Annotated in this window: 19 protein-coding genes; 8 read left to right on the forward strand and 11 right to left on the reverse strand. The window is 66.7% G+C overall.

All coding sequences use genetic code 11. The features are described 5' to 3' along the window. The first annotated feature begins 11 nt into the window (after positions 1 to 11). The gene (locus ACNA0R_RS23675) at positions 12 to 869 is read left to right on the forward strand and encodes an alpha/beta fold hydrolase (RefSeq protein ID WP_415828521.1); all 858 of its coding nucleotides are present in this window, start codon (positions 12 to 14) and stop codon (positions 867 to 869) included. Positions 870 to 968: 99 nt separating this feature from the next. On the opposite strand, the gene ACNA0R_RS23680 is transcribed toward ACNA0R_RS23675, so the two are convergent. The 5 genes from ACNA0R_RS23680 to mfd form a co-directional block, all read right to left on the reverse strand. Continuing rightward, positions 969 to 1,955 (reverse strand): Bug family tripartite tricarboxylate transporter substrate binding protein, encoded by a 987-nt coding sequence (locus ACNA0R_RS23680; RefSeq protein ID WP_415828522.1) that lies wholly within the window; start codon positions 1,953 to 1,955, stop codon positions 969 to 971. 134 nt (positions 1,956 to 2,089) lie between these two features. Next, positions 2,090 to 2,785 (reverse strand): GntR family transcriptional regulator, encoded by a 696-nt coding sequence (locus tag ACNA0R_RS23685; RefSeq protein ID WP_415828523.1) that lies wholly within the window; start codon positions 2,783 to 2,785, stop codon positions 2,090 to 2,092. Positions 2,786 to 2,982: 197 nt separating this feature from the next. Further along, positions 2,983 to 4,125, reverse strand: a complete 1,143-nt coding sequence (locus ACNA0R_RS23690) for a hypothetical protein (protein WP_415828524.1) — start codon at positions 4,123 to 4,125, stop codon at positions 2,983 to 2,985. Positions 4,126 to 4,319: 194 nt separating this feature from the next. After that, complete coding sequence (gene serB, locus ACNA0R_RS23695; protein WP_415828525.1) at positions 4,320 to 5,177, reverse strand: phosphoserine phosphatase SerB; 858 nt, start codon at positions 5,175 to 5,177, stop codon at positions 4,320 to 4,322. A 23-nt stretch (positions 5,178 to 5,200) separates the two neighbouring features. Continuing rightward, positions 5,201 to 8,665 (reverse strand): transcription-repair coupling factor, encoded by a 3,465-nt coding sequence (mfd, locus tag ACNA0R_RS23700; protein ID WP_415828526.1) that lies wholly within the window; start codon positions 8,663 to 8,665, stop codon positions 5,201 to 5,203. Between the two features lie 29 nt (positions 8,666 to 8,694). Here mfd and ispD point away from each other — a divergent pair, with 29 nt between their 5' ends. After that, the gene (gene ispD, locus ACNA0R_RS23705) at positions 8,695 to 9,378 is read left to right on the forward strand and encodes a 2-C-methyl-D-erythritol 4-phosphate cytidylyltransferase (protein ID WP_415828527.1); all 684 of its coding nucleotides are present in this window, start codon (positions 8,695 to 8,697) and stop codon (positions 9,376 to 9,378) included. Continuing rightward, positions 9,375 to 9,887, forward strand: coding sequence for a 2-C-methyl-D-erythritol 2,4-cyclodiphosphate synthase (gene ispF / locus ACNA0R_RS23710; protein ID WP_415828528.1), 513 nt, complete (start codon positions 9,375 to 9,377; stop codon positions 9,885 to 9,887). The genes ispD and ispF overlap by 4 nt, the downstream gene beginning before the upstream one ends. A 102-nt stretch (positions 9,888 to 9,989) precedes the next feature. Here the strand turns inward: ispF and ACNA0R_RS23715 are convergent, their stop codons facing one another. The 4 genes from ACNA0R_RS23715 to risA are packed head-to-tail and all read right to left on the reverse strand — an operon-like array spanning position 9,990 to position 13,331. Continuing rightward, on the reverse strand, positions 9,990 to 10,508 hold the full coding sequence (locus ACNA0R_RS23715; protein WP_415828529.1) for a carboxymuconolactone decarboxylase family protein: 519 nt from the start codon (positions 10,506 to 10,508) through the stop codon (positions 9,990 to 9,992). A gap of 54 nt (positions 10,509 to 10,562) precedes the next feature. After that, a complete protein-coding gene (locus ACNA0R_RS23720; RefSeq protein WP_415828530.1) occupies positions 10,563 to 11,111 on the reverse strand; it encodes a peroxiredoxin in 549 nt (182 codons plus the stop codon). 59 nt (positions 11,112 to 11,170) lie between these two features. Then, positions 11,171 to 12,562 carry a sensor histidine kinase RisS gene (risS, locus tag ACNA0R_RS23725; protein WP_415828531.1) on the reverse strand — a complete coding sequence of 464 codons (1,392 nt, stop codon included), beginning with the start codon at positions 12,560 to 12,562 and terminating at the stop codon, positions 11,171 to 11,173. Positions 12,563 to 12,596: 34 nt separating this feature from the next. Beyond that, positions 12,597 to 13,331 carry a response regulator transcription factor RisA gene (gene risA, locus ACNA0R_RS23730; RefSeq protein ID WP_066639002.1) on the reverse strand — a complete coding sequence of 245 codons (735 nt, stop codon included), beginning with the start codon at positions 13,329 to 13,331 and terminating at the stop codon, positions 12,597 to 12,599. A 130-nt stretch (positions 13,332 to 13,461) separates the two neighbouring features. On the opposite strand from risA, the gene tsaB reads away from it, so the two are divergent. Together tsaB and ACNA0R_RS23740 are read left to right on the forward strand one after the other, a co-directional pair. Further along, positions 13,462 to 14,820: a tRNA (adenosine(37)-N6)-threonylcarbamoyltransferase complex dimerization subunit type 1 TsaB gene (gene tsaB / locus ACNA0R_RS23735; protein ID WP_415828532.1), complete on the forward strand. Its 1,359-nt coding sequence runs from the start codon at positions 13,462 to 13,464 to the stop codon at positions 14,818 to 14,820. Further along, on the forward strand, positions 14,813 to 15,859 hold the full coding sequence (locus tag ACNA0R_RS23740; protein WP_415828533.1) for a uracil-DNA glycosylase: 1,047 nt from the start codon (positions 14,813 to 14,815) through the stop codon (positions 15,857 to 15,859). Before tsaB ends, ACNA0R_RS23740 begins: the two co-directional genes overlap by 8 nt. Positions 15,860 to 15,879: 20 nt before the next feature. Here the strand turns inward: ACNA0R_RS23740 and lplT are convergent, their stop codons facing one another. Further along, positions 15,880 to 17,196, reverse strand: coding sequence for a lysophospholipid transporter LplT (lplT, locus tag ACNA0R_RS23745; RefSeq protein WP_415828534.1), 1,317 nt, complete (start codon positions 17,194 to 17,196; stop codon positions 15,880 to 15,882). Between the two features lie 411 nt (positions 17,197 to 17,607). Between lplT and smc the strand changes: the two genes are divergently transcribed. From smc to ligA, 3 genes are read left to right on the forward strand one after another with little or no spacing between them, the layout of a single operon-like run. Further along, positions 17,608 to 21,138, forward strand: a complete 3,531-nt coding sequence (gene smc, locus ACNA0R_RS23750; protein ID WP_415828535.1) for a chromosome segregation protein SMC — start codon at positions 17,608 to 17,610, stop codon at positions 21,136 to 21,138. Positions 21,139 to 21,181: 43 nt separating this feature from the next. Continuing rightward, a complete protein-coding gene (locus tag ACNA0R_RS23755) occupies positions 21,182 to 22,330 on the forward strand; it encodes a cell division protein ZipA C-terminal FtsZ-binding domain-containing protein (protein WP_415828536.1) in 1,149 nt (382 codons plus the stop codon). Then, a complete protein-coding gene (gene ligA, locus ACNA0R_RS23760) occupies positions 22,327 to 24,432 on the forward strand; it encodes an NAD-dependent DNA ligase LigA (RefSeq protein ID WP_415828537.1) in 2,106 nt (701 codons plus the stop codon). Before ACNA0R_RS23755 ends, ligA begins: the two co-directional genes overlap by 4 nt. Positions 24,433 to 24,464: 32 nt before the next feature. On the opposite strand, the gene ACNA0R_RS23765 is transcribed toward ligA, so the two are convergent. Further along, complete coding sequence (locus tag ACNA0R_RS23765) at positions 24,465 to 25,613, reverse strand: hypothetical protein (protein ID WP_415828538.1); 1,149 nt, start codon at positions 25,611 to 25,613, stop codon at positions 24,465 to 24,467. Positions 25,614 to 25,748 lie beyond the last annotated feature (135 nt).

Genomic DNA, 25,748 nt, shown 5'->3' on the forward strand with positions numbered 1-25,748 from the left:
GGGAGATGAACATGAATCGGCGCGACTATTCGTTGAAGGTATCCGGGCTGCGTTTTCACGTGGCCGAGTGGGGCAACGCCGATGGTTATCCCATCGTCATGCTGCATGGCATACGCGGCTACGCCGAGACTTTCTCGCGATTGGCGGCAACGTTGCAGCCGGGATGGCGAGTGATCGCCTTCGATCAGCGTGGCCGCGGCGACTCCGATTGGGACCCAGGCTGGAACTATTATGTGGATGCCTATGTGGCGGACCTGGAGGCCATCACCGACCGGCTGGAACTGGATCGGTTCGACCTGCTGGGGCATTCGATGGGGGGCATCAACGCTATCGTGTTCGCGGCGCGCCATCCGCAGCGGGTACGTCGGCTGGTCATCGAAGACGCCGGTCCCGGCGCGTTCGAAGTCAGTGCGGGCGCCACGCGTATCTGCCAGGAGCTTCAGACCACGCCCGAGCGGTTTGCATCATGGGACGAGGCCGCGGCGTTCATGCGTGCATTGCGCCCCACTGTCAGTGAAGCGGCGCGCCAGCAGCGCTTGGCCAGCATGCTCAAGCCGGCGGCGGACGGCGGCTTTACCTGGCGCTACGATCATGCGGGGATCGCGGCGACGCGATTGAATCCCGACCCCGCGCGGATCGTCGATCTTCAGCCGCACGTGCAAGCGATTGCATGCGATACGTTGGTGGTGCGGGGCGGTCGCTCGGATTATCTGCAACCCGACATGGTGCAACGCATGTGCGACCTCAATCCGCATATACGCGCGGTCGAGATCGCGGATGCGGGCCACTATATCCATGACGACCAGCCTGCCCGTTTTGCCGAAGCCGTGGGTGCGTTTCTGCGTGACCAGCGCAACGAGGGCGTATAAGAACGGGCCTGGGACGACGGGGTCCGTCTCGGCGCCCCGTCGCGCATGGGTACCTGGCTGCGTCCCGGCGCTTCCGGATCGCAGGCGTGGGGGCGTGCGCTATCCGCGCAGATCCATCGATTCCGTTGCCAGGACTTTTTGATAGATCGCGATGGTGCTTTCCACTGCCGCCTGCAGCGCCGCCGGCGTGGAGCCGACCCAGTCGTAGCCTTGTCCTATCATGCGCTGGCGGGCCGCATCGTCTTTGCCCAGTTGCCCCGCCAGCGCCGCGACAGCATCGCAAATGGGCGCGGGAGTGCCCGCGGGGCCGAACACGCCGAACCAGCCGCTGAAGCCCAATTGCCGCACCTGCTGCTCCTCGAACGTCGGGGTGTCCGGGAATACGCGCGTGCGAGTCTCGCCCGTCACGCCCAGCACGCGGATTTTTCCGTCGCGAGCCAGGCTTTCAAGCGCACTGTCGGTCAGGAAAACCGCGTCGATGTGGCCGCCCATAAGATCGGTGATTGCCTGTCCAGAGCCCTTGTACGGGACATGAGACAACTTGGCCCCGGTCGATTGCGCCAGCAGCAGGCCGTACAGGTGCGCCGATGAGCCGGTGCCGAAGGTGCCGTAGGTCAAGGCCTGCTGGCGCGCGTCGGCCAGAAAAGCGTCCAATGTCTTCCAGCGCGAGTCGCTCGCAACGGCCAGCGCGTTGGCGGTGGTGGCCAGCAGCGTGATGGGACTGAAGTCCTTGACGATTTCGGCGGCCGGCGTCTTGGCGATGAGCGCGCCCAGCACATGGGTGCTGGACGTACCCAGCAACAACGTTGAGCCGTCCGGCTTCTGGCGCGCGACGTGGCGCGTCGCGATCGCGCCGTTGGCGCCGGGTTTGTTCTCGACGACGAAGGTGGTGCCCGGCGCGTGGGATTGGGCGAAGTGGGCGAACTCGCGCGCCAGTTGATCGGCGCCGCCGCCGGGCGCGAAGGGCACCACCAGGGTGACCAGGGCAGGCAATGGCTGGCTTTGGGCGCTGGCCAGCCGGGGCCGGCCCACGGCGCCTGACGCCAGGAGTCCCAATACCCCCGTGGTGAATGATCTGCGTTTCATGACCGCGCTGCTCCTTGGCAAAGTCCGGCCGCGGCAATGCACCGCCAGCCGTCCGAGAACGTGAATGACGATGCAGATCGTACTATCAAAACGATAAAAAATCGTGTTTGGTACTACAATTTAATGGATAACACTTAGTGCTGGCGGTTTCGCAGTACCCGGAGTGCCGTACGCGCCGCCTGGCGGACGTGGTGCAGGGCGGCTTTGCTGGCGGCGGCTTCATCGCGCGTCTTGAGCGCTTCAAAGATCTGGGTCAGTTCATAGAGCGTTTCCGGCAACCGGCTGGGTTCCGACAATGAGGTACGCCGCAACAGCACGATCCGGTTGTGCAGTTGGCGCAGCATATTGCCCAGCAACTGGTTGCCGCAGCCGGCGGCGATGGTGTCGTAGAACGTATCGCTGAGCGTGACCGTCTGTTCAATGTCGCCGCGACGCGCGGCGGCGGCGAGCGCGTCGAACGTGGCAGCCAGGCTCTGTATGTGTTCGCTGCGTGCGCGCAGGGCGAAGCCGGCGCAGATCTGCGCTTCCAGGATGCCGCGGACTTCGTAGATTTCCTCGGCCTCCTCGTAGGTCAGCACCGCGACCACGGGACCGCGATTGGGCATGACCTCGACCAGGCCTTCGGCTTCGACCTGGCGCAGCGCTTCGCGCACCAGCGTGCGGCTGACGTCCAGCAGCTGCATCAGTTCACGTTCTTTGAGACGGTCGCCGGGTTGGAATCGGCCCGAAAGAATGGTTTTGCGCAGCGCATCTTCCGCCTGCCGCCGCAGGGGCGTGGAAGGGGTATCCAGGCCAGCGGGGACACACGATTCCTGAATATCATTGTTCATGGTGACGTCATATCAAAAGGTTCCAAACGAGCGAGACCATCATACGATACCCAGCTTGTGGCCGGTACGGCGGCGCGGACCTGGCCAGCCTTGCACAGGCCGTGGATGGCCTCGCCCAGGGCCTTGTGTCGTAACTGTCGTCGTGGCCGTCCGGACCCGCGCGGCCATGTCCACGCGGGTGGCCACGTCCGGGGCGCTCAGGCGATTTTCCCTTTGATCTTGGGCGGGCCCTCGCCGCGGTCCGCCTTGATGGCAGCCACGGCGTCCTGCCATCCCTTCATGGGATCCGCATTGCTCCCGAGCAGGGTGGCGATCGCCAGCAGTGCGACCGGGCAGCGTCCCGACGAGACCAGCAGCTGGTTCGTCTTGTAGGCCTTGTGCATGGAAGGCGCCTGTGCGCCCTCCCACAGGCCGGTGGCGATGGCATAGCCGCCGCGGTGTGTCCTCTGCTCCGGGCCGCGCATCTTGTTGGCTGCCCAGTGGGCCTTGCTGTCGATGGCCTTGGCCGCGACGCCCGGCGCGAACACGGGGTGCAGCGCCAGGGCACGATCCATATTGGCATCCGTGCTCATGCTCGCGATCTTCTGCACGTGCTGCAGGCAGGTGCATTGATAGTGCCCGTAGTGCTCGGCGATGGCCTGCACCGCGTCGAACTTGCTGTACGACAGCGCCACGTTCATGGCCGCCATTCCCGCCGACATTGCCGGTCCCACGGCGGCGATGCAGGTGGCCACGTGTCCGAAAGTCGTCGCGGTGGCGGAGGTCCAGTGCGAAATCTGCACCAGCAGATTACCCAGCGAGGGCGCCAGCGCGGTCTTCACGCCCAAGGGCAGCGCCAGATGCGCGCCGGTCTGGGCGGCGCCGTGCGCGGTATAGCCCATCACGGATGCGGCGGCCGAGATCTTCTCCGCCCATCCTTCGGGCGTCGTGAACACGGGCGCCAGGCCGGAGAGCGCGACGCCGTTGTTCACGGCCTTTTCCAGCTTCGGCGCCGTGTATCCCCTGATGGCAAGTTTGTTGAATCCCTTGACGGCCATCTGCACCGGCGCCTTGACGGGGCCGCTGCCGAACGGAACCTGCGCGATCAGCGGCGCCCATTCGATCAGGGTATCGACCCAGTCGCGTGCTTCCTGTTGGGGCAGCGGCCTGCCATCGGCCAGAATATCCAGGCCATCCAGCATGGCGTTCATATACGTCAGGACCGTATCGAACATCTCCTGCCGCCTGCGTTCGTGCTGCGCATGCTGCTGCGCCGGCGAGGGCGGCAGGCGCGCGCGCGCGTCCATCATCGCTTGCAGCTCGCGCCGTTTGTATTCCAACTGGTGTACGTTCGGTGGCATGGTCATCTCCTGCGGATCAGTGCGGCCGGCCAGGGCCGGCGGGCGGGACGGCGCCCTTGCGTCATCCCTGTGATCCATTCTGGGCGCGTGCCACCCGCGCGTCGTTCAGAAATCTCTAGGCCGCGCGCGAATTCTAAATTTGGAGATGATTTTTCAACGGTCCGGTGGCGCGTGTCGCGCGCGGCGCCGCGCGGTCAGTGCTCGAACCAGTTCAGCACGCCGTCCAGGCCCGATACGTTCAAGGCGAATCGTGTCTGCTCACGCACTACCGGCTTGGCATGGTAGGCCACCGAATATCCGGCCAGGCCCAGCATCTTCAAGTCGTTGGCGCCATCGCCCATGGCGATGATCTGTTCGGACGCGGCGCCATGGCGCTGCGCGAAGGCGCGCAGTCGTTCCGCCTTGCCGGCCGCGTCGACGATGTCGCCCAGCACCCGGCCGGTCAGTTTGCCGTCGACGATTTCCAGCGTATTGGAATGCGCTTCGTCCAGCGCCAGTCGTTCGCGCAGGCGCTCGGTGAAGAAGGTGAATCCGCCCGATACCAGGAGAATCTTGATGCCGGCATCCCGCGCGGAGGCGATCAAGCTTTCCGCGCCGGGATTCAGGCGCAGCTTGTCGCGGTACACCTGTTCCAGCGCTTGCGCCGACTGGCCGGCCAGCAAGGCGACGCGGCGGCGCAGGCTTTCGGCAAAATCGGTGATCTCGCCGCGCATGGCGGCTTCCGTGATGGCCGCGACCTTGTCCTTGACGCCCGCCACGCCGGCGATCTCGTCGATGCACTCGATGTTGATCAGCGTGGAGTCCATATCCATTGCCAGCACCTTGCATTGTGACAGCGCGCTGCCCTTGGGCATGAAGGCGTAGTCCACGCCCGCCGATTCGCACCACTGGCGCAAGTCAGCGCGGGTGGCATCGTCGTGCTGCACGTCCAGCAGCCGCGCGGCGGTGGCGCTCAGGCGCAGCAGCCCCTGGGCCTGTGATAGCGCGGCTGCCTGTTCGCAATGATCGGCTGTCAGGGCGGGGGACTGGATGACGAGATGGTGGGTGTTCATGTGGGATATTTATCGGTTCGGGATCATGCCAGGGCGCGCAGCACCGTGCGCACCGCATCGACACGCGCGGGTATCTGCTGGCCCTTGATTTCGACGCGCAGCTTGTCCTGTCCGGCCAGCTTGATGTGCCGCTGCTTCTGTACCAGTTCGATGATGCGCATGGAGTCGATGGGCGGGTTCGGCCCGAACTGAATCAGCGCCTGCGCTTCGCTGGCGTCGATCTTGATGATGCCCAGCGCCTGCGCCGCCAGCCGCAGGCGGTGCGTAGCCAGCAGGGTCTGCGCCGATTCGGGCAGCTTGCCGAAGCGGTCTATGAGTTCTTCCTGGATGCGGATCAGGTCGTCTTCGCCTTCGGCGTGCGACAGGCGCTTGTACACGGCCAGCCGCGCATGCACGTCGGCGCAGTAGTCGGCCGGCAGCAGCGCCGGCGCGTGCAGGTTCACTTCGCAGGACTTGCCGAAGGGCGCTTCCAGGTCGGGTTCTTCGCCCGCCTTCAGCGCGCGCACGGCTTCGTTCAGCATGTCGGTGTACATGGAGAAGCCGACTTCCTGGATATTGCCCGACTGCGATTCGCCCAGCACTTCGCCGGTGCCGCGGATCTCCAGGTCATGCATGGCCAGATAGAAGCCGGAACCGAGTTCTTCCATGGCCTGGATGGCTTCCAGGCGCTTCTTGGCGTTCGAGGTGATCGCATCTTCGCCCGGTGTCAGCAGATAGGCATAGGCCTGGTGGTGCGAGCGTCCCACGCGTCCGCGCAACTGGTGCAGCTGCGCCAGGCCGAAGCGGTCGGCGCGATGGATGACGATGGTGTTGGCGGTCGGCACGTCGATGCCGGTCTCGATGATGGTGGTACAGAGCAGCACATTGAAGCGCTGCGCGTAGAAGCCCTTCATCACCTGTTCCAGCTCGCGCTCGCCCATCTGGCCGTGCGCGACCGCGATGCGGGCCTCGGGCACCAGTTCTTCCAGCCGCGCGCGCCGGTTGTGGATGGTTTCCACCTCGTTGTGCAGGAAATAGGCCTGGCCGCCGCGCTTGAGTTCGCGCAGCAGGGCCTCGCGTATGGTGCTGCCGTCTTCGCGGCGCACGAAGGTCTTGATCGCCAGGCGCTTCTGCGGCGCGGTGGCGATGACGGAAAAATCACGTATGCCTTCCAGCGACATGCCCAGGGTGCGCGGTATGGGCGTGGCGGTCAGCGTCAGCACGTCGACTTCCGCGCGCAGCGACTTCAGCGCTTCTTTCTGGCGGACACCGAAGCGATGCTCTTCGTCGATGATGACCAGGCCCAGCTGTTTGAAGCGCACGTCCTTCGACAGGATCTTGTGCGTGCCGATGACGATGTCCACGCTGCCGTTGTTGATGCCCTGGATCGCCGCGGCGACCTCCTTGGCGGAGCGGAAGCGCGACAGCTCGACCACGCGCACCGGCCAGTCGGCGAAGCGGTCGGCGAAGGTCTGCGCATGCTGTTCGGCCAGCAGGGTGGTGGGGCAGAGCAGGGCGACCTGCTTGCCGTTGGCCAGCGCCAGAAAGGCCGCGCGCAGCGCGACTTCGGTCTTGCCGAAGCCGACGTCGCCGCAGACCAGGCGGTCCATGGGCTTGCCCGAGGTCATGTCCTGGATCACGGCGCTGATCGCCGCGGCCTGGTCGGCGGTTTCCTCGAAGCCGAAGCCCTCGGCGAACGCTTCGTAGTCGTTGACCTGCAGCTTGAAGGCATAGCCTTCGCGCGCGGCGCGTTTGGCGTACAGGTCCAGCAGCTCGGCCGCGGTGTCGCGCACCTGCTTGGCGGCCTTGCGGCGCGCCTTGTCCCATTGCCCGGAGCCGAGCTGGTGCAGCGGCGCGGCTTCAGGGTCGGCGCCGCTGTAGCGCGCGATGACGTGCAGCTGCGAGACCGGCACATACAGTGTGCTGCCGTTGGCGTATTCGAGATGCAGGAACTCCATCTCGCCTTCGCCCATGTCCATATTCACCAGGCCGTGATAGCGCCCGATGCCATGCTGCGCGTGGACGACCGGATCGCCTTCGCGCAGTTCGGACAGGTCGCGCACCATGGCTTCGACATTGCTGGCGCGTTCCTGTTCGCGCCGGCCGCGCCGGCTGACCGCCGCCTGCCCGGGATACAGATCGTTTTCGGTGATGAAGGCGATGCCTTCGGCCGGCAGGCTGAAGCCGGACGTCAGCGGCGCCGCCAGCAGCGCCAGGCGCGCCGCCGACACGCGGAAGTCTTCGATGGAGGCGGCTTCGAAGTCCGGCGCCAGGTCGAATTCGGCCAGCATCTGCGCCAGCGTCTCGCGCCGGCCGGCGGAGTCCGCGCACAGCAGCACCCGCCACTTGCCGGCGTTGACGACGGCGCGCAGGCGGGCCACGGGATCGTCGGCGCGCCGCGTCACCGCCACATCGGGGGCCGGGCCGATGTCCGGGTGGCCGCGCTCGGCCGTCAGGGCCAGGCGCTCGAACTCCTTCAACTGGCCGAACAGCGAGTCCGCATCCAGGAATAGCGCCGAGGGCGGCAGCACCGGTCGTTCGCGGTCGCTTTTCAGGAAGTTGTAGCGGCTGCCGGTGTCCTGGGCAAAGCGGCGGATGGCGTCGTCGATGTCGCCGATCGTCACCGTGATGGTGGACGGCGCCAGGTAGTCGAACAGCGTCGCGGTCTGGTCGAAAAACAGCGGCAGGTAGTATTCGATGCCGGCGAAGGCGATGCCGTTGCCCATGTCCCGATACGGCAGGGCACGCGTGGGGTCGCCTTCGAAAAGCTCGCGAAAACGCGCGCGGAAACGGTTGCGCGCTTCTTCGTCCATCGGGAATTCGCGTCCCGGCAGCAGTTGCACCTGGTTGACCGGGTACAGGCTGCGCTGGGTATCGACGTCGAAGGCGCGTATCGATTCGATCTCGTCATCGAACAGATCCAGCCGGTAGGGCACGGCCGAACCCATGGGGAACAGGTCGATCAGCCCGCCGCGCAGGCAGAATTCGCCGGGCGCGGTGACCTGCGTGACATGCGTGTAGTTGGCCAGCGTCAGCTGCGCGCGCAGCGCCGCTTCGTCCAGTTTGTCGCGCTGCTTGAAGGAAAACGTATAGGCCGCCATGAAGGCCGGCGGCGCCAGGCGGTACAGCGCGGTGGTCACCGGTACGGTCAGCACGTCCACGGAACGCCGCATCAGCGCGTCCAGCGTTTTGAGGCGCTCGGATATCAGATCGTGGTGCGGTGAAAACGCGTCGTAGGGCAGGGTTTCCCAGTCGGGCAGCTGGCGCACGCGCAGCTGCGGGGCGAACAGCACGATTTCATCCGTCAGCCGTTGCGCTTCCAGCGGGTCCGCGGTCAGTACGAGCAGGGGTCGGCCGGCCCGGCTGGCCAGGTCGGCCAATAGCCACGCGTCCCCCGAGCCGGGAGGGCGGGGTTGCGTATATCGGGTGCCGGGTTTCAGGGCCGCCAGGGTGGAGTCCGTCGACGGGACCAGCGGCGCCGCGGGAGTAGGGGGGAAATCTGCAGGCATGAGAAGGAAGATTATAAAATCTCCGGCCTATGTCTGCTTCCCTGATTGCGCTCGTTCCTGCCGCCGGCGTCGGCGCTCGCGCCCTGACCGCCGGCCATGGCGGCGTTCCCAAGCAATACCAGCCGCTGGCCGGGCAGCCGATGCTGCGGCATACGGTGCTTGCGCTGTTGGCCGATCCGCGCATACGCGAAGTGCGCGTCGCCGTCTCGGCCGGCGACGCCTGGGTGGACACGGCGCTGGCCGGCCTGCCGCGCACCGTGTGGCGCCCCTGCGGCGGCCCGACGCGTGCTCGTACGGTCGCGCAGGCGCTGGCCGATAGCGGCGCGGCGGAGGACGATTGGGTATTGGTGCACGACGCCGCGCGTCCCGGCCTGCCCGCGGATGCGCTGGCGCGCCTGATCGACACCTGCCTGGAGGACGCCGTGGGCGGCCTGCTGGCGCTTCCCGTGCGCGACACCGTCAAGGCGGGCGCCGGGCGTGTAATGCGCACCGTGGATCGTCAGGAATTGTGGCTGGCGCAGACGCCACAGATGTTCCGCGCCGGCCTGCTGCGCCAGGCGCTGCGGGATGCCGAAGACCGCGGCGTCGATGTCACGGACGAAGCCTCCGCCATCGAAGCCGCGGGCCACGCTCCCCTGTTGGTGCCAGGCGTCATGCGCAATTTCAAAGTCACCTGGCCCGAAGACTTTGCCTTAATGGAGAAATGGCTGTGAGTATTCCCTTCCGCGTCGGCCAGGGTTTTGACGTGCATGCGCTGGTGACGGGCCGTCCGCTGATCATCGGGGGCGTCACCATCCCCCACACGCACGGCCTGCAGGGGCATTCCGACGCGGACGTCCTGCTGCATGCGATCACCGACGCGATCCTGGGCGGCGCGGCGCTGGGCGATATAGGCCGGCATTTCCCCGACACGGATCCGGCCTATCGGGGCGCCGACAGCCGCGTGCTGCTGCGCGCCGCCATGGCCAAGGTCCTGGCCGCCGGCTGGGTCGTCGTCAATATCGACGCTACCGTGCACGCGCAGGCGCCGAAAATAGGCCCGCATGCCGCGGCCATGGTGCGCAACGTCGCCGCCGACCTGGGCGTGGACGAAAGCGTGGTGAACATCAAGGCCAAGACCAATGAGGGCCTGGGCTATCTGGGCCGCAAGGAAGGCATCGCGGCGACGGTCGTCGCCTTGCTGGCGCGCGCTGGCGGCCTGGCGGGCGCCAACGGCGCGTAGCCGCCGGGCGGGCCGCGCGGCGACGCAAGACGCGCAAAAAAAAACGGGCAAGCGCGGCGCTCGATCGCCACGCTTACCCGGCCGGCGTTTCGGCCAGAGTGCTTACTTGCCCTGCGCGGTCAGCACCAGCGCGGCGGCATTGACCACCGACGCGATGCGGCCGACGTCGCGCAGCTGTTCCACCGTATAGCCTTCCTTCTTCAGCAAGGCGTAGTGCGATTGCACGCAGAAGTGGCATTTGCCGACGATGGACGCGGACAAGGCGAACAGCTCGAAGCGCTTTTTGTCCACGCCGCCGCTGGTGGCGTAGGCATTCATGCGCAGCTGGGCCGGCAGGCTCTTCAACTGGGCGTCTTCCGCCATCTCGACGTAGGGATACCAGACGTTGTTCATGCCCATCAGCGCGGCGGCGGTCAGGGCGGCATTCGCATCGGTTTCCGACAGGCCCTTTTTGAACGCTTCGATCAGGGTGGGGCTGCGCGACGCGAACGCCGCCGCCAGGGCCGCGCCGACGGCGTCTTCGGCCGGCAGGGTGGACCGGGCGATCACGCCGTCCAGGTTCAGCCGGATATCCTTGGCCCAGTCCGGCACTGCGTCCTTAATGGTTTGGATAAATTCCATAGTTTTTACCTATAGCGTGAAGCAGCAAAAGCCCGGCGAACCGGGCGATGGATATTACAGCGTGTCGCCGCCGACCTTACGGTTGCAGGGGCACAGCTCATCCGTTTGCAGGCCGTCCAGCAGACGCAGGACTTCTTCCGGGTTGCGGCCGACGTTCAGGTTGTTCACCGACACGTGCTGGATGACGTTGTCCGGATCGACGATGAAGGTCGCGCGCAGCGCAACGCCAGCGCCCTTTTCACGCACGCCCAACTGGTCGATCAGGGCGCCGGTGGTGTCGCCGAACTGGTAGTGACCCAGCTTGTTCAGGTCCGGGTGCTCGCGGCGCCAGGCCAGCTTCACGAATTCGTTGTCGCTGGAACCGCCCAGCAGGACGGCGTCGCGGTCTTCGAATTCCTTGGCCAGCGCGTTGAAGCCGACGATTTCGGTCGGGCACACGAACGTGAAGTCCTTCGGGTAGAAGTAGATCACCTTCCACTTGCCGGGGAAGGAGCTCTCGGTGATGTCCTCGAAGGCGGATACGCCGTTTTCTTCATGCTGGTTGAAGCCGGGCTTGACGCCTACAACCTTGAAAGGCTCGAGTTTGTCGCCAACAGTTTTCATGTGGACTCCTTGCGTTTTGCGTTTTGGGTGACGAAATTCAGACGTGTAATTCTACGCTATTAGGTTTCACTGTCTAATTGATAATTCCTAAGTCGCGCTTTGGGTAATTCTATCCTTGCCGTCAGCCCGCCCCCCGGGCGGGGCAGCATTTTAAGCGTGCCACCGACGTGCTTGAGCAGGCGTTCAACGATAGCCAGACCCAGTCCCGCTCCGCTGACGCCGGTGCGGGCGGCTTCCCCGCGGGAGAAAGGACGCAGCAGTCTATCCACGTCGTCGGCGGCGATGCCCGGCCCACGGTCGGACACTTCGATGGCGATGATATTGCCCTCGGATTGCACGCCCATGTACAAATGGGCCTGGCCATCGCCCGAGCGACCGTAGCGGCGGGCGTTTTCCAGCAAATTGCTGACAATGCGCTTGAGATCCAGCGCGGTGATGCGGGCGCGCAAGCCCGGCGTGATGAAGGCTTCGATTTCGCCACCGGTGGAAGCCGTGTGGCTGCGCTCCCTATCCAGCAGCTCGCCCAGCACGTTGGAAACATCCGTGGCCATCTGCGGCAAGGTGCCCGCCGGGCGGGCATATTCCATCAACTGCCCGATACTATGGTCTATCTGGGCCAGATCGTCGTCGATCGCCTGGCGCGCGTCTTCCGACACGCCGCTCATCTCGATCTCCAGGCGCATGCGCGCGAGCGGTGTTCGCAGATCGTGCGATATCCCCGCCAGCATCAATTCGCGGTCGGCCTCGGTCTGCCGGATGTCCTTGGCCATCCTGTTGAAGGAGGCGTTCAGGTCGCGGATTTCCAGCGGCCCGTTCTCCGGCAGCGGCGCGGGCGTTTCGCCGCGCGACAGGACCTGGGCCGCGCGTGCCAGGCGGGACAAGGGGCGGTTGACGAAGCCGACGCTGACCGCCGCGCCGACCAGCGAAAGGAGCAGCGCGGTCGCGCCCCAGCCCAGCCATTCGATTCCGCCGGTCAGACCTATCTGTTCCCGCTCGAACACCAGCCAGTACAGGTCATGGTCGATCTGGAAGCTGACCCAGAACCCTGGCACCTGGTTCACGCCCCAGGCGATCTGCGTTTCGGGGCCGAACCGGCTGCGTATATGGTCGGCCACCCGCTGCCAGTAGTCGTCATTGGGCAGGGGCTCGGCAAAGTCGGTGAGTTCGCGCGGGTAGACCTGTATGCCTTCATTGGTGGCCAGGTCCAGCAACAGCTTGCTGCGTTCGTCCGCTTGCGAATAGACCAGCGCGGTGCGCGTGATATTGACGGCCGTAATCACCCGCTGCGCCATTTGATTGGCGCGCGGGCCCAGTTCCATGCTGAAGAAAACCTGCAGCCAGGCGCCCAGACTGACCAGCATGAGCGTGGCCAGCAGCAGGAACGTACGGCCGAACAGGCCCAGACGTATGCGCGACGTCATGGCTTTCAGGGCGCTGCGAAAGCGGAGCATGTTGCGGCGTTCCTGCCCCGGGAACGATCAGGTTTCAGCTGCCACCGTCCGGCACGAAGACGTAACCCAGTCCCCAGACTGTCTGGATGAATACCGGTTTGGAGGGATTCGGTTCGATCAGTTTGCGCAGGCGGGAAATCTGTACGTCCAGGCTGCGATCGAACGCTTCATACTCGCGGCCGCGCGCCAGTTCCATCAGCTTGTCGCGCGACAGGGGGATTTTCGGATGACGGGCAAACACCTTGAGCACCGAGAACTCGCCCGTCGTGATCGGCACCTGTTCGTTGTTGCGCGTCAGCGTGCGCGTCGACAGGTTCAAGACATAAGGCCCGAAGGCGATGGATTCATTTTCCTGGCTGGGCGCGCCCGGGTGCTCTTCAGTACCGCGGCGGCGCAGGATGGCGTTGATGCGCGCCAGGAGTTCGCGCGGGTTGAACGGCTTGGAGAGATAGTCGTCCGCGCCCATTTCCAGGCCGACGATACGGTCGATTTCCTCGGCCTTGGCGGTCAGCATGATAATGGGCGTATTGTCGTGCCCACCCCTCAGGCGGCGGCAGATGGAAAGGCCGTCTTCGCCAGGCAGCATCAGGTCCAGTACCAGGAGATCGAAATGCTCCCGCTGCCAGAGCTTGCCCATTTCCTTGGCGTCTTCGGCGACGAAGACGTTGAAGCCTTGTTCCGACAGATACCGGCGCAGCAGGTCGCGCAGGCGGGGATCGTCATCGACAACGAGGACTTTGCGCGTCGGAGTGGTGTTTTGCGTATTCATGGCGGGAAATGTAACAGTGCCCGGAATGAGCGGCTAGTGGGCGTTCACAAGATATTACACATTGGACAGGATGGTTGAAATCCCCCTTACAAACGAGGGCAAGTCTTTGGTATTACGTACAATTCCGGCTATGAACTCCACCCTCTTGGCGCTTGAAACTTCCTCGTCCCGGTGCAGCGTCGCGCTGCTGCGGGACGTCCCGGGCGGGCCGGCCATCGCCACCCTGGAGCATGAGGGCGCGCAGGAACATGCCGAACGCCTGCTGCCGATGGCGCGCGACCTGTTGCGGGACGCCGGGCTGGACGCGGGCGATATCGAGGTGGTCGCGTTCGGCCAGGGGCCCGGGGGCTTCACCGGGTTGCGCGTGGCATGCGGCGTCGCGCAGGGCATCGCCATGGCGCATGACCTGCCGGTCGTTCCCATCGTGTCGCATCTGGCCGTGGCCGCGCAGGTGCCGGCCCGGCCCGAGCAGGCCATCGTGGTGGCCCTGGATGCGCGCATGGAAGAAGTCTATCTGGCCGTCTATCGCCGTGCGCAGGGCGCCGCGGACGATACCGCGTGGGAAGTGCTGGCGGCGCCGCTGCTGATCGCCGCCGCCGAAGTGGTGCCCTGGATAGAGGCGCATCTGGACGACTGGCGGGCTCGCACGGGGCTGGCGCTGTCGCCTGTCCTGGCCGGCGATGCCTGGGATGCCTATGCGACCCGCATGGCCCCGCATGCCGACTGGGCGCGCTATGACGCCATGCGGCCGCATGCCCGGGACGTCGCGCGGCTGGCCTTGCTGGCCTGGCGCAAGGGCGACACGGTGCCGCCCGAGCAGGCCATGCCCCTGTATGTCCGCGATCGCGTGGCCTTCACCACGGCGGAGCGGCTGGCGGGGCAGGGGGGCAATCCCAAAGCGGCGCAAGCGCTGCCTTCGACGCCGTCACTGGCCTCGGGTGATGCGTTGTCCTCCGCACTGTCCGCGCCGTTGGCGGACGCCCCGGGCTCGATATCGCCTTCGCTGCCCGTGGATGCGGTTCCGGTCGAGATGTCGCCCATTACCGAGCACGATCTGGACGATATGGCGCGCATCGAAGCATCGGTGCAGGCCTTTCCGTGGACCCGCCGCAATTTCGCCGACGCGCTGGCGGCCGGTTACGACAGCTGCGTGTTGCGGCGCGCCGGCAAGATGCTGGGTTTCTGCATCCTGATGCACGCGCCGGATGTCTCGCATCTGCTGGTGGTGGCCATCGACAAGACCATGCATCGCCAGGGGCTGGGTTCCCGGCTGATCAAGTGGTGCGTCGAACGCGCCCGCCAGCGCGGCATAGCCGGGGTATTGCTGGAGGTACGGCCTTCCAATACGGGCGCGGTGGCGTTTTACGAGCATCATGGTTTTCTGCGCGTGGGCCTGCGGCGCGGCTACTACCCGGCCGGCCGCGGACGGCGCGAGGATGCGCTGGTGATGCAGAAGCCGGTTTCCCTTGATGAGGCCGGTCATGGTTGACGCGACGGCAATGGCCGGAAAGGTGCCCGCCCTGAACCCGCTGCAGCGGGCCTGGCTGCGCGAGATCGGCATGGAAAAGGTGTGGCTGCGGCAGGACGCGTCGCAGCCGCGGAGCCCGGCCGCGCCAGTGCCCGCGCGCGCCGGCAGCGGCGCCGTGGACGGCGCCGGCGATAGCGCCGCCGGCGGCGTGCAAGACGGGCCGTTGCCGAAGACGGGGGCGAGCGCGGACGCGGATTCGGGCGCGGGCGCGGATGCCGCCGTGGCCGGCGATACGCCGGGGGCGGGCCACGCCGCGGTTACCGGCGATACCGTGGCGCGCGGGGTGCCGATCGGCGTGGACGCCGCGACCGCGGGCGGCGTGAAGCCCGGCGCCGCGAGCGCCCCGCAGGCAAGGCCGCCGGCGCGGCCGGTCAAGCCCGCGCCGGCGGGCGCCGGCAGCGAGCCGGCGCCGCTGCAACCGCCGCCAACCGCCGAATCGCTCGCCATGCTGGACATGGCGTCCCTGCGCGAGCGCGTGCTCGAATGCACGGCCTGCGGGCTGTGCCGCGGACGCCGGCAGGCGGTGTTCGGCATGGGCGCGGAACAGGCGCGTTGGCTGGTGGTGGGCGAAGCCCCGGGCGAACAGGAGGACAGGCAAGGCCTGCCTTTCGTCGGCCGTTCGGGGCAGTTGCTGGATGCCATGCTCGCGGCCGTCGGCATGGGCCGCGACCGCGATGTTTACATCGCCAATGTGATCAAATGCCGGCCGCCGGGCAATCGCAACCCCAAGCCGGAGGAAATCGCCGCCTGCCGGCCCTACCTGATGCGCCAGATCGCGCTGCTCAAGCCGCAGCGCATATTGGTGCTTGGGCGCTTCGCGGCGCAAACGCTGCTGGAAACGGACGCCGCCATCGGCAGCCTGCGTGGCCGCGTCCATGCGCTGAAAACCGACGCCGGCGAGATTCCCATGGTGGTGAGCTATCACCCCGCTTATCTATTGCGCAGTCCCGGCGAAAAGGCCCGCGCCTGGCAGGACTTGCGGCTGGCGGCGAGTCTTTAGGCGCGGGCTGGGCCGGGCCGTCAGTGCGCCCGGCCTTCCAGCGCCTTGCCGTGGCCTTCCTGGCCGATCTGGCCGATCAGCTCCGGGCGCTCCTGCATGTTGCGGCGGCTCCAGCGCATGAAGATCAGCATCAGGATCGCCACGATCGAGCCGAAGATCACGATGATGATGCCGATGGGCAGGTTCAGCCACAACAGCACGGTGTACACCGCCACCATCAGCAGGATATTCAGTTGCTCGTTGAAGTTCTGCACGGCGATCGAGTGGCCCGCCGACAGCAGGACGTGGCCGCGGTGTTGCAGCAGGGCGTTCATCGGCACGACGAAGAACCCCGCCAGTCCGCCGACGACCAGCAGCAGCAGGTAGACGCTCCACGTGGCCTGGACCAGCGGCATCAACAGCACGACCAGCCCCATGCCGGCGCCCACCGGCAGCACGCTCAGCGCCTTGCGCAGCGGGATGCGTCCGGCCAGGATGGAACCGATGACCGTGCCCACCGCGGCCACCCCCATCAGGATGGAGGCCTGGTCGAGCCGGTAGCCCAGCTGGCTGCGGCCCCATTCGATGACGATCAACTGCAGTGTCGCGCCGGCGCCCCAGAACAGGGTCGTGACGGCCAGCGAAATCTGGCCCAGCTTGTCGCGCCACAGCACGCGTACGTAGCCGCCGAAGGTGGAGATCAGGCGGACAGGATTTTTCTGCTGGGGCGGATACCGCACATGGGTATTCGGAATCAGCAGGTTGCAGGCGGAGGCCAGCAAGTAGACGCCGGCAATGACCAGGATGGCGGCCTCGGCGGGGGTATGCACGAGGTGGCGGCTCAGCGGGTGATGCAGGATGGCGTGCGAGATTTCCGGCGAGATCAGCGCGCCGCCCAGTACGGTGCCCAGGATGATGGAGATCACCGTCAGCCCTTCGATCCAGCTGTTGCCCTTGACCAGCAGCTCGGGCGGCAGCATTTCGGTCACGATGCCGTACTTGGCCGGCGAGTAGGCCGCCGCGCCCACGCCCACCATGGCATAGGCCAGACAGACCAGGTAGGTCTGGTGGGCCGGGGCAACGCCCAGGCTGGCGTAGGAAAACATCAGCAGGCAGCCGGCGACCTTCAGGGCATTGGTGGCGAACATCACGCGGCCCTTGGGATAGGAGTCCGCGATGGCGCCGACGAAGGCGGCCAACAGCACATAGGCCAGTGCGAACGACCACTTCATGATCGGCGCCATCCAGTCCGGACCGCGCAGTTCCTGGATGAGGGCAATCGCCGCTATGAAAAGCGCATTGTCCGCGAGCGAAGATAGCGCCTGCGCCGCCATGACCAGAAAGAAACCGCGTTTCAAAGAGATGTCCCCATTCACGTTGCCGGTCAGTATCCGGCAGCGGCCGCGCTATGAACAGGCCCGCGCCAAATAAAAGTGTCAGCGAGTATAGCGTCCGCCCCGGGAACGGGCGTTGATGGCGCCGGGTGCGTTGCGGCACGTGGCCCGCGGCCCGCGGCCGCCGCTCCGGGCCGGGCCGCCCGCGATGCCGCGACGCGGCATGGCGCAAGGCGCGGCGCGCGGGACCGCATGAGGATGCGCCCACGGACCGCCCGGCATGCGAGAGGGGCGGACGGTGGGGTATCATAAAGCCCCGAAAAAGCCGGTCCGTCGAGCCGGCTCGTCCGCATCGGCCCCGAGGGGCCGATTTGCAATGCGCGGCAGGTCCGTTCAAGCGCGTCCTTCAACTCTCCGGTCAGTCAATCAGATACTGTGCGTCTTACCCAGCTAAAACTCGCCGGCTTCAAATCGTTCGTCGATCCCACCGTCATCCCGGTCCCCAGCCAGTTGGTCGGCGTGGTGGGCCCCAATGGTTGCGGCAAATCGAACATCATCGATGCCGTGCGCTGGGTGCTGGGCGAGGCCAAGGCCTCGGAACTGCGCGGCGAGTCCATGCAGGACGTGATCTTCAATGGATCGGGCAATCGCAAGCCCGCGGCCCGCGCGTCCGTGGAAATGGTGTTCGACAACAGCGAAGGCCGCGCCGCCGGGCAGTGGAGCAGCTACGCCGAAATCGCGGTGCGGCGGGTCCTGACGCGGGACGGCACCAGCAGCTATTTCGTCAATAACCAGCAGGTGCGGCGCCGCGACATCCACGACATCTTCCTGGGCACCGGCCTGGGCGCGCGCGGCTACGCCATCATCGGCCAGGGCATGATCAACCGCCTGATCGAGGCGCGGCCCGAGGAACTGCGGGTCTTCCTGGAAGAAGCCGCCGGCGTGTCGCGCTACAAGGAACGCCGCCGCGAGACCGAAAACCGTCTTTCCGACACGCGCGAAAACCTGACCCGCGTGGAAGACATCCTGCGCGAGCTGGGCAGCCAGTTGGAAAAGCTGGAAGCCCAGGCCGAAGTGGCGCGCGAATACCGCGAGCTGCAGGCCGACGGCGAACGCAAGCAGTACGCCTTGTGGTTCCTGAAGGAATCCGGCGCGCGCCAGGAACGCCAGAAGAAAACCCAGGAAATCGAACGCGCCCAGACCGAACTGGAAGCCGCCATCGCCGAACTGCGGGCCGGCGAGGCCGCGCTGGAATCGCGCCGCCAGGCCCATTACGCCGCCAGCGATCTGGTCCATACGGCCCAGGGCCAGCTTTACGAAGCCAACGCCCAGGTCAGCCGCCTGGAAGCGGAAATCCGCCATGTGGTCGAATCACGCAACCGCGTGCAGGCGCGGCGCGAGCAGCTGACCCGCCAGATCGAGGAGTGGGACAGCCAGCAGACCCATTGCACCGAACAGATTGCCCAGGCGGAGGAAGACCTGGCCGCCGGCGCCGAGCGGGCGCAAGAGGCGCGCGCCATGGCGGAAGACGCCCAGGCCGCGCTGCCGGGCGTCGAGTCGCGGGTGCGCGACGCGGCCCAGGGACGCGACGCCATGCGCGGCGCCTTGGCGCGGGTGGAGCAGGACCTGGCGCTGGTCGCGCAAAGCCAGCGCGACGCCGACCGCCAGTTGCAGGCGCTGGAGCAGCGGCGCGAACGCGTGCAGCAGGAAATGCGCGAGTTGCAGACGCCCGATCCGGCGCGCCTGGAGGAACTGGCGGGCGCCCTGGCCGCGGGCCAGGAGCAGCTGGACGCCGCCCAGGAAGAACTCGCCACGCTGGAAGCGCGCCTGCCCGAAGCGGATGCCGAGCGTGGTCGCGCGCAGGCCGCCGCACAGCAGGAAGCGCAGGCGCTCGCGCGGCTGGAAGCCCGGCTGGCGGCGCTCGCCAAGCTGCAGGAAGACGTGCAGAAGCAGGGCACCCTGGAGCCCTGGCTGGCCAAGCACGAACTGACCGGCCTGGGCCGGCTGTGGCAGAAGCTGCATATCGAAGCCGGCTGGGAAACGGCGCTGGAAGCCGCCCTGCGCGAACGCATGGCGGCGCTGGAAGTGCGCAGCCTGGACTGGGCCAAGGCCTTCGCCGACGACGCGCCGCCCGCGCGCCTGGCTTTCTATCAATTGCCGGTGGCCGCGCCCGCGCCGGCCGTCCCGCCGGGACTACGGCCCTTGACGGCGCTGCTGCGCATCACCGATGGTGATCTGCGCACCTTGATGAATGAGTGGCTGCGCGACGTCTATGTCAGCGACAACCTGGGCCAGGCCCTGGCCGGCCGCGAGGCCCTGCCGGCCGGCGGCGCCTATGTCGTCAAGGATGGCCACCTGGTGGACGCGCACAGTGTGCGCTTCTACGCGGCGGATTCCGAACAGTCCGGCATGCTGGCGCGCCAGCAGGAAATCGAAAACCTGCAGCGCGAACTGAAGGCGCAGCAATTGATCGCCGACCAGGGCCGTGCCGCCGTGGCGCGCAGCGAAACCGCCTGGCAGCAGGTATCGCAGGCCCTGGTGCCGGCGCGCCAGCGCGTGGCCGAAGTCACCCGCCGCGTGCACGACATCCAATTGGAGTATTCCCGGCTGCAGCAGCAGGCGGAACAATCGGGCGAACGCGGCGCCCGCCTGCGTGAAGACCTGGCGGAAATCAGCGCCCACGAAGAAGAACTCCGCGCGGCGCGCGAAGACGCGGAAGTGCGATTCGAAACGCTGGACCAGGAACTGGCGGAACACCAGACGCGCTTCGCCGACGCCGAGATCGAAGGCGAGACGCTGGCCGAGCAGGCGGAAGCCGCGCGCGCCCGCTTGCGCGAACTGGAACGCGCGGTGCACGAATCGGAGTTCGCCCAGCGCGGTATCGAGGCGCGCATCCAGGACCTGCGCCGCAACCAGCAGCTGGCCGCCGACCAGAGCGCCCGTGCGCGCGCCGAACTGGAGCAGCTGCAGGGCGAGCTGTTCGAACTCGATGCCTCGGCGTCGCAGGCGGGCTTGCAGGATGCCCTGGAATTACGCGCGGAGCGGGAAGAAGCCCTGGCCCGCGCGCGTATCGAAATGGATAATCTGGCGGCCAATCTGCGCGGCGCCGACGAAGACCGCGTGCGGCTGGAGCAGTCGCTGGAACCGCGCCGCGCCCGCATCATGGAATTGCAGCTGCAGGAACAGGCCGCCCGCCTGGCCGAAGAGCAGTTCAGCGAGCAATTGAACGCCCGCGAAGTGGATCGCGAAGCGCTGGCCCAGTCGCTGGAAGCCATGCCTGACGAATGGCGCCGCGCCAGCTGGCTGCAGTCGGAGGTGACGCGCATCTCGCGGATGATCGACAGCCTGGGCTCGGTGAACCTGGCGGCGCTGGACGAATTGACGAGTTCGCGCGAACGCAAGCAGTTCCTGGATGCACAGCAAACGGACCTGATGACCGCCATCGAGACGCTGGAGGACGCCATCCGCAAGATCGACCGCGAAACGCGCGAGCTGCTGCAGGAGACCTTCAACACCGTCAACGGCCATTTCGGCGAGCTGTTCCCCCGGCTGTTCGGTGGCGGCGAAGCCAAGCTGATGATGACGGGCGACGAAATCCTGGACGCCGGCGTGCAGGTCATGGCGCAGCCTCCCGGCAAGCGCAACAGCACCATCCATCTGCTGTCGGGCGGCGAAAAAGCCTTGACGGCGACGGCCCTGGTATTCGCCTTGTTCAAGCTGAACCCGGCGCCGTTCTGCCTGCTGGACGAAGTCGATGCGCCGCTGGATGATGCGAATACCGAACGCTATGCCAACCTGGTCAGCGCGATGAGCGAACAGACCCAGTTCCTTTTCATTTCGCACAACAAGATCGCCATGCAGATGGCGAAGCAACTGGTCGGCGTTACGATGCAGGAACAAGGGGTCTCGCGTATTGTCGCGGTGGATATCGATTCGGCGGTTCAGCTCGCGGCCGAAGCCGCATAACATGGTTAGAAGAGGCGCGGCCCCAAAGGCGCGGAATTGATACATGAGTGATTTGCAGATCGGGCTGATCGTCCTTGGCGTCCTGCTCATCCTGATGGTGCTGGGTTTCAACTGGTGGCAGGACAGGCGCGTGCGGCGCAAGATGCAGGCGCATTTCCCCAGCAACGAACACGATCCCTTGCTGGGCACGGCCGCCCACGAAGGTGCGGCGTCGCACGGCGCCGCGTACGCCGGGCAGCCGGATCATCCAGGCCATGCAAGCCATTCCAAGCAGGCGCCGCAGCGCCGCGAGCCGGGGTTCGGCGTCGGCGGTTCGGCGAGCGATGCCGCCGGCGCGGCCGCCCACGCGGCGGCGGCCGCTTCGCCGGCGGCGCATGCCGATGGCGACGACGGCGAAGAGGCCGATCCCGCCTGCGAAGTCGTGATCGAAGTCACGTTCGCCGAGCCGGTGCGGGGGGGCGACCTGCTGCCCGTCACGCAGAGCATGCGCTCGGCCGGCCGCAAGCCCATGCGCGTCTTTGGCCAGACCGACGATCAGCGTCATCGCGCGCGGCTGCGCGGCGACGAGCGCTACGGCGCCCTGCAGGTGGCCGTATTGCTGGCCAATCGCACCGGGCCGCTGACGGCGATCGAATGGTCGCAGGCCTGGGCGCGCGCGCAGGATCTGGGCGAGCGCTTCGATGCCGCCATAGAAGGTCCGGATCAACAGGCGGTGCTGGAGCAGGCGGCGCGACTGGACGACACCTGCGCCGCGCTGGACACCCAGGTCGGGTTGACGCTGCTGCTGGGCAGCGCGCAGCCGGCCGCGGAAGTGCTGGCCATCGCGCGGGACCTGGGTTTCATCCATGACGGTCCGCGGCTGGTGTGGATGTCCGATGTAGGCCTGCCGCGTTTCACGTTGACGCGCGGCGACGGCGCCGCGTTCGACGCGGGCGTGGGCGGCGTCGAACGCTTGAACCTGCTGCTCGATGTGCCTTGCAGTCCGCCCGACGATCGTGCTTTCGGCCGCATGGTCGACGTGGGCCGGCAGTTGGCGCAGCGCCTGCGCGCCGAATTGGTCGATGATCAGGGCAAGCCGCTGGCCGATGCCTCCGTCGCCGTCATCGACGAGCGTCTGCAGGTCCTGTTCAGCCAATTGGAGCAGGCCGGCCTGCGCGCCGGCAGCCCGCGCGCGTTGCGGGTGTTTTCGTGAAGGCTGGGAAGGACGCCACCGCCGCGCAGGAAGAAATCGCGCGGCTGCGCGTGGAGATCGAGCAGCACAATTATCGTTACTACGTCGAAGACGCTCCGACCGTTTCCGATGCCGAATACGATGGCCTGATGCGCCGGTTGGAGGCGCTGGAAAAAGACCATCCCGAACTCGTCACGCCGGAATCGCCGACGCAGCGCGTGGGCGCGGCGCCGCTGACGGCGTTTGGCGCGGTGACGCATGCCGTGCCCATGTTGTCGCTGGGCAATGCCTTCGACGAAGAAGAAGTCCGCGCCTTCGACAAGCGGGTCACGGATACCCTGCGCGCTTCCGGGCAGCTTGGACCGACCGCCCAACCCGACTATTTCTGCGAACTGAAGCTGGATGGGCTGGCCATCAGCCTGCGCTATGAAGACGGCAAGTTGACGCAGGCCGCGACGCGTGGCGACGGCCAGACCGGGGAAGACGTCACCGCCAACATCCGCACCATCCGTTCCATTCCGCTGCAACTGAAGGCCGGCGCGCCCAGCGTGCTGGAGGTGCGCGGCGAAGTCCTGATGAACCGGCGCGACTTCGAGCGGCTGAACGAAGCGCAGGCGGCGCGCGGCGAAAAGGTATTCGTCAATCCGCGCAATGCCGCGGCCGGCAGCCTGCGCCAGCTGGATCCGCGGATCACCGCGCAGCGCCCGCTGCGGTTTTTCGCCTACGGCTGGGGCGAGGTGCACGGGCTGGCGGGCCGCCAGTCGGGCAAGTTCGACGAACCGGCGCCGGGCACGCGCGCCACGTCCACGCTCCCGCGTGAAGCGCACAGCGCCATGCTGGAATGGCTGGCTGAACTGGGCCTGCCCATCAATACGCAGCACAACCGCAAGGCATGCGGCGCGGACGGCTTGCTGGACTTCTATGCCCGGGTCGCCAAGCTGCGTCCGAAGCTGGCCTACGATATCGACGGAGTGGTCTACAAGGTCGATTCGCTGCCGGCGCAGAAGGTGCTGGGCTTCGTGGCGCGGGCGCCGCGCTTTGCCCTCGCGCACAAGTATCCCGCCGAAGAGGCCACCACCACGCTGCAGGACATCGAGGTGCAGGTCGGGCGCACCGGCGCGATCACGCCGGTGGCGCGTCTGCAGCCGGTCTTCGTCGGCGGCGTGACGGTCACCAACGCGACGCTGCACAACGAGGACGAGATACGCCGCAAGGACGTGCGCATCGGCGATACCGTCATCGTGCGGCGGGCGGGCGACGTCATTCCCGAAGTCGTGGGGCCGGTGCTGGAAAAGCGGCCGGCCGACGCGCGCGAATTCCGCATGGTCACGTCCTGTCCGGTCTGCGGCTCGGCCATCGAGCGGCCGGAGGGCGAGGCGATCGCGCGCTGCACGGGCGGCCTGTTCTGCGCCGCCCAGCGCAAGCAGACCCTGCTGCACGCAGCCGGGCGCAAGGCCCTGGACATCGAAGGGCTGGGCGAGAAGCTGGTCGATCAACTGGTCGAGCGCGGCCGGGTCAAATCGCTGGCGGACATCTATGGCCTGACCGTGGAGGAACTGGCCGGCTACGATCGCATGGGGACCAAGTCGGCCGAGAACCTGGTGCATGCCATCGATAAGGCGCGCAAGCCTACACTGGGCCGCCTGCTGTTCGCGCTGGGCATCCGCCATGTCGGCGAAACGACGGCGCGCGACGTCGCGCGCCACTTCGGCGATATGGACGCGATCATGGACGCCAGCGAAGAGCAACTGCTGGAAGTGTCCGATGTCGGGCCCGCGGTGGCGGCATCCATCCATCGCTTCTTCGCCGAGCACCACAATCGCGACATTGTCGAGGCGCTGCGGCAGCAGGGCGTGCATCCGGTGGCGGAGGCCGCCGCGCGCAGCGGTGGTTTGTCGGGCAAGACCTTCGTCCTGACCGGCACGCTGCCGAATTGGACTCGCGAGGAAGCCACCAGCCACATCCTGGCGGCGGGCGGCAAGGTCAGCGGTTCGGTGTCCAAGAAAACGGCTTACGTCGTGGCGGGCGCGGAAGCCGGCAGCAAGCTGGCCAATGCCGAGAAGCTGGGAGTGCCCGTGCTGGACGAGGACGGGCTGAAACGGTTGCTCGGCGTATCGGAGTAGGCAGCCGGCGGGCGGGCGTGGCCGGCTGCGGCCTAGTCCGCGATCAGCCGCTTGATCTTGTCCACGGCGCTGACCCGGTCCGAAATGATCGCGGCGGTCGCCTTGACGATGCCCGCTTCCACGTTCCCCTTGCCGAACAGCGACGCCAGGGCCAGCATGGCCAGCGGGCAGCGCCGGCCAGTCCTGATGCCGACGAACAAAGGCCTGGAAACACGGTGCGTCGGCGCGACGGCGTCCTGCGCCGCCAGCCATAGCTTTTCCGCGATGTAGTAGGCGTCGCGGTGCACAGTGTCATTCCCCGCCAGCTTTTTGCGGGCATAGTGGCTGGCCTTGTCATAGGTATCGTGCGCCAGCATGCCCAGGCCGGCGAAGCCATTCAGGCCGGCCGCCACGCCGAAGACGCCGCCTTGCCACCCATCCGCGATCTGGTCGATGCAGGTATTGCACGTGCAGGTCCCCGGATGGCGCTGGCTCAGGGCCAGCATCGGGTCCAGCTTCTTGTTCTTGCCATAGATCGTCGCGCCCGCGCTCAGCGCGCCCAGCAGTTGCAGGAAGGGCAGGTAGGTCGACGCCGCGGTCACGGCGGCCGGGCTCATCCACCAATTCAGGCACACCTCCACCAGATTGGAATTGCTGCCGGTCATGGCGCTCAGGGCGGCCGGCGCCGTGACCCCCATATAGCCCGCGACCCCCAGTGTGGCATCCAGGAGTTCGGCGCCGCGCAGCGCCACCGCCGCGGCGGTTTCGATCTGGCCGATGCCGGTGGCGCCGGCCACGGCGCTGGCGGCGGCGCCGATCGCGGCCGGCACCGCGCCGCTGAACAGTTGCCCCGCCGTGACGAAAGTGCCGCCCCAATCGTGGCGTTTGCCTATCGGGCCCGCCGGGCTGGTGTCCACCAGTGTCGCGACCAGCTTTTTGCTGCCCTGGTAGTCGGTGGACGGCGCGGCCCCGCTCTGTCCCGCGCGGATCTGCAGCGCGCCGGTCATCAACAGGAGCATTTGCTTGACGTTCTGGTGGTCTTCCAGTCGCCGCTTGTTCTGTTCCTGCTGGTGCAGGCGCTGCGCCGCGACGCTCGCCTGCCGATCGGTCGCTTGGGTTGCCGCAATCTGGGACGCTACCCCGCTTTGCTGCATCAGTCGCAAGCGTTGTCTGGCAAGGGTTTCGCGGTCTTTTGTCTGCATAGGGTGTTTCCTGACGAATTTCGGCCGACGAGGGGTTCCATCGGCATACCGGAAGGGTTGTATTCCAGGCGTCGTCCGGCTTCTTGCAGAAAAATCTCAAAATGGAAAAATCCGCCAATAAAAAAAGCGCCGGTG

This window comes from Bordetella sputigena, from assembly GCF_965137885.1.
Classification (GTDB): domain Bacteria; phylum Pseudomonadota; class Gammaproteobacteria; order Burkholderiales; family Burkholderiaceae_B; genus Bordetella_C; species Bordetella_C sputigena.

Excerpts from the sequence above, each read along its gene's own strand:
- ACNA0R_RS23685 (WP_415828523.1), bottom strand. The coding sequence starts at position 2,785 with ATGAACAATGATATTCAGGAATCGTGTGTCCCCGCTGGCCTGGATACC.
- ACNA0R_RS23755 (WP_415828536.1), top strand. The coding sequence starts at position 21,182 with ATGAGTGATTTGCAGATCGGGCTGATCGTCCTTGGCGTCCTGCTCATC.
- ACNA0R_RS23715 (WP_415828529.1), bottom strand. The coding sequence starts at position 10,508 with ATGGAATTTATCCAAACCATTAAGGACGCAGTGCCGGACTGGGCCAAG.
- risA (WP_066639002.1), bottom strand. The coding sequence starts at position 13,331 with ATGAATACGCAAAACACCACTCCGACGCGCAAAGTCCTCGTTGTCGAT.
- tsaB (WP_415828532.1), top strand. The coding sequence starts at position 13,462 with ATGAACTCCACCCTCTTGGCGCTTGAAACTTCCTCGTCCCGGTGCAGC.
- risS (WP_415828531.1), bottom strand. The coding sequence starts at position 12,562 with ATGCTCCGCTTTCGCAGCGCCCTGAAAGCCATGACGTCGCGCATACGT.
- serB (WP_415828525.1), bottom strand. The coding sequence starts at position 5,177 with ATGAACACCCACCATCTCGTCATCCAGTCCCCCGCCCTGACAGCCGAT.
- ACNA0R_RS23740 (WP_415828533.1), top strand. The coding sequence starts at position 14,813 with ATGGTTGACGCGACGGCAATGGCCGGAAAGGTGCCCGCCCTGAACCCG.
- ACNA0R_RS23765 (WP_415828538.1), bottom strand. The coding sequence starts at position 25,613 with ATGCAGACAAAAGACCGCGAAACCCTTGCCAGACAACGCTTGCGACTG.
- ACNA0R_RS23720 (WP_415828530.1), bottom strand. The coding sequence starts at position 11,111 with ATGAAAACTGTTGGCGACAAACTCGAGCCTTTCAAGGTTGTAGGCGTC.
- ispD (WP_415828527.1), top strand. The coding sequence starts at position 8,695 with ATGTCTGCTTCCCTGATTGCGCTCGTTCCTGCCGCCGGCGTCGGCGCT.
- ACNA0R_RS23675 (WP_415828521.1), top strand. The coding sequence starts at position 12 with ATGAATCGGCGCGACTATTCGTTGAAGGTATCCGGGCTGCGTTTTCAC.
- ACNA0R_RS23690 (WP_415828524.1), bottom strand. The coding sequence starts at position 4,125 with ATGCCACCGAACGTACACCAGTTGGAATACAAACGGCGCGAGCTGCAA.
- mfd (WP_415828526.1), bottom strand. The coding sequence starts at position 8,665 with ATGCCTGCAGATTTCCCCCCTACTCCCGCGGCGCCGCTGGTCCCGTCG.
- ACNA0R_RS23680 (WP_415828522.1), bottom strand. The coding sequence starts at position 1,955 with ATGAAACGCAGATCATTCACCACGGGGGTATTGGGACTCCTGGCGTCA.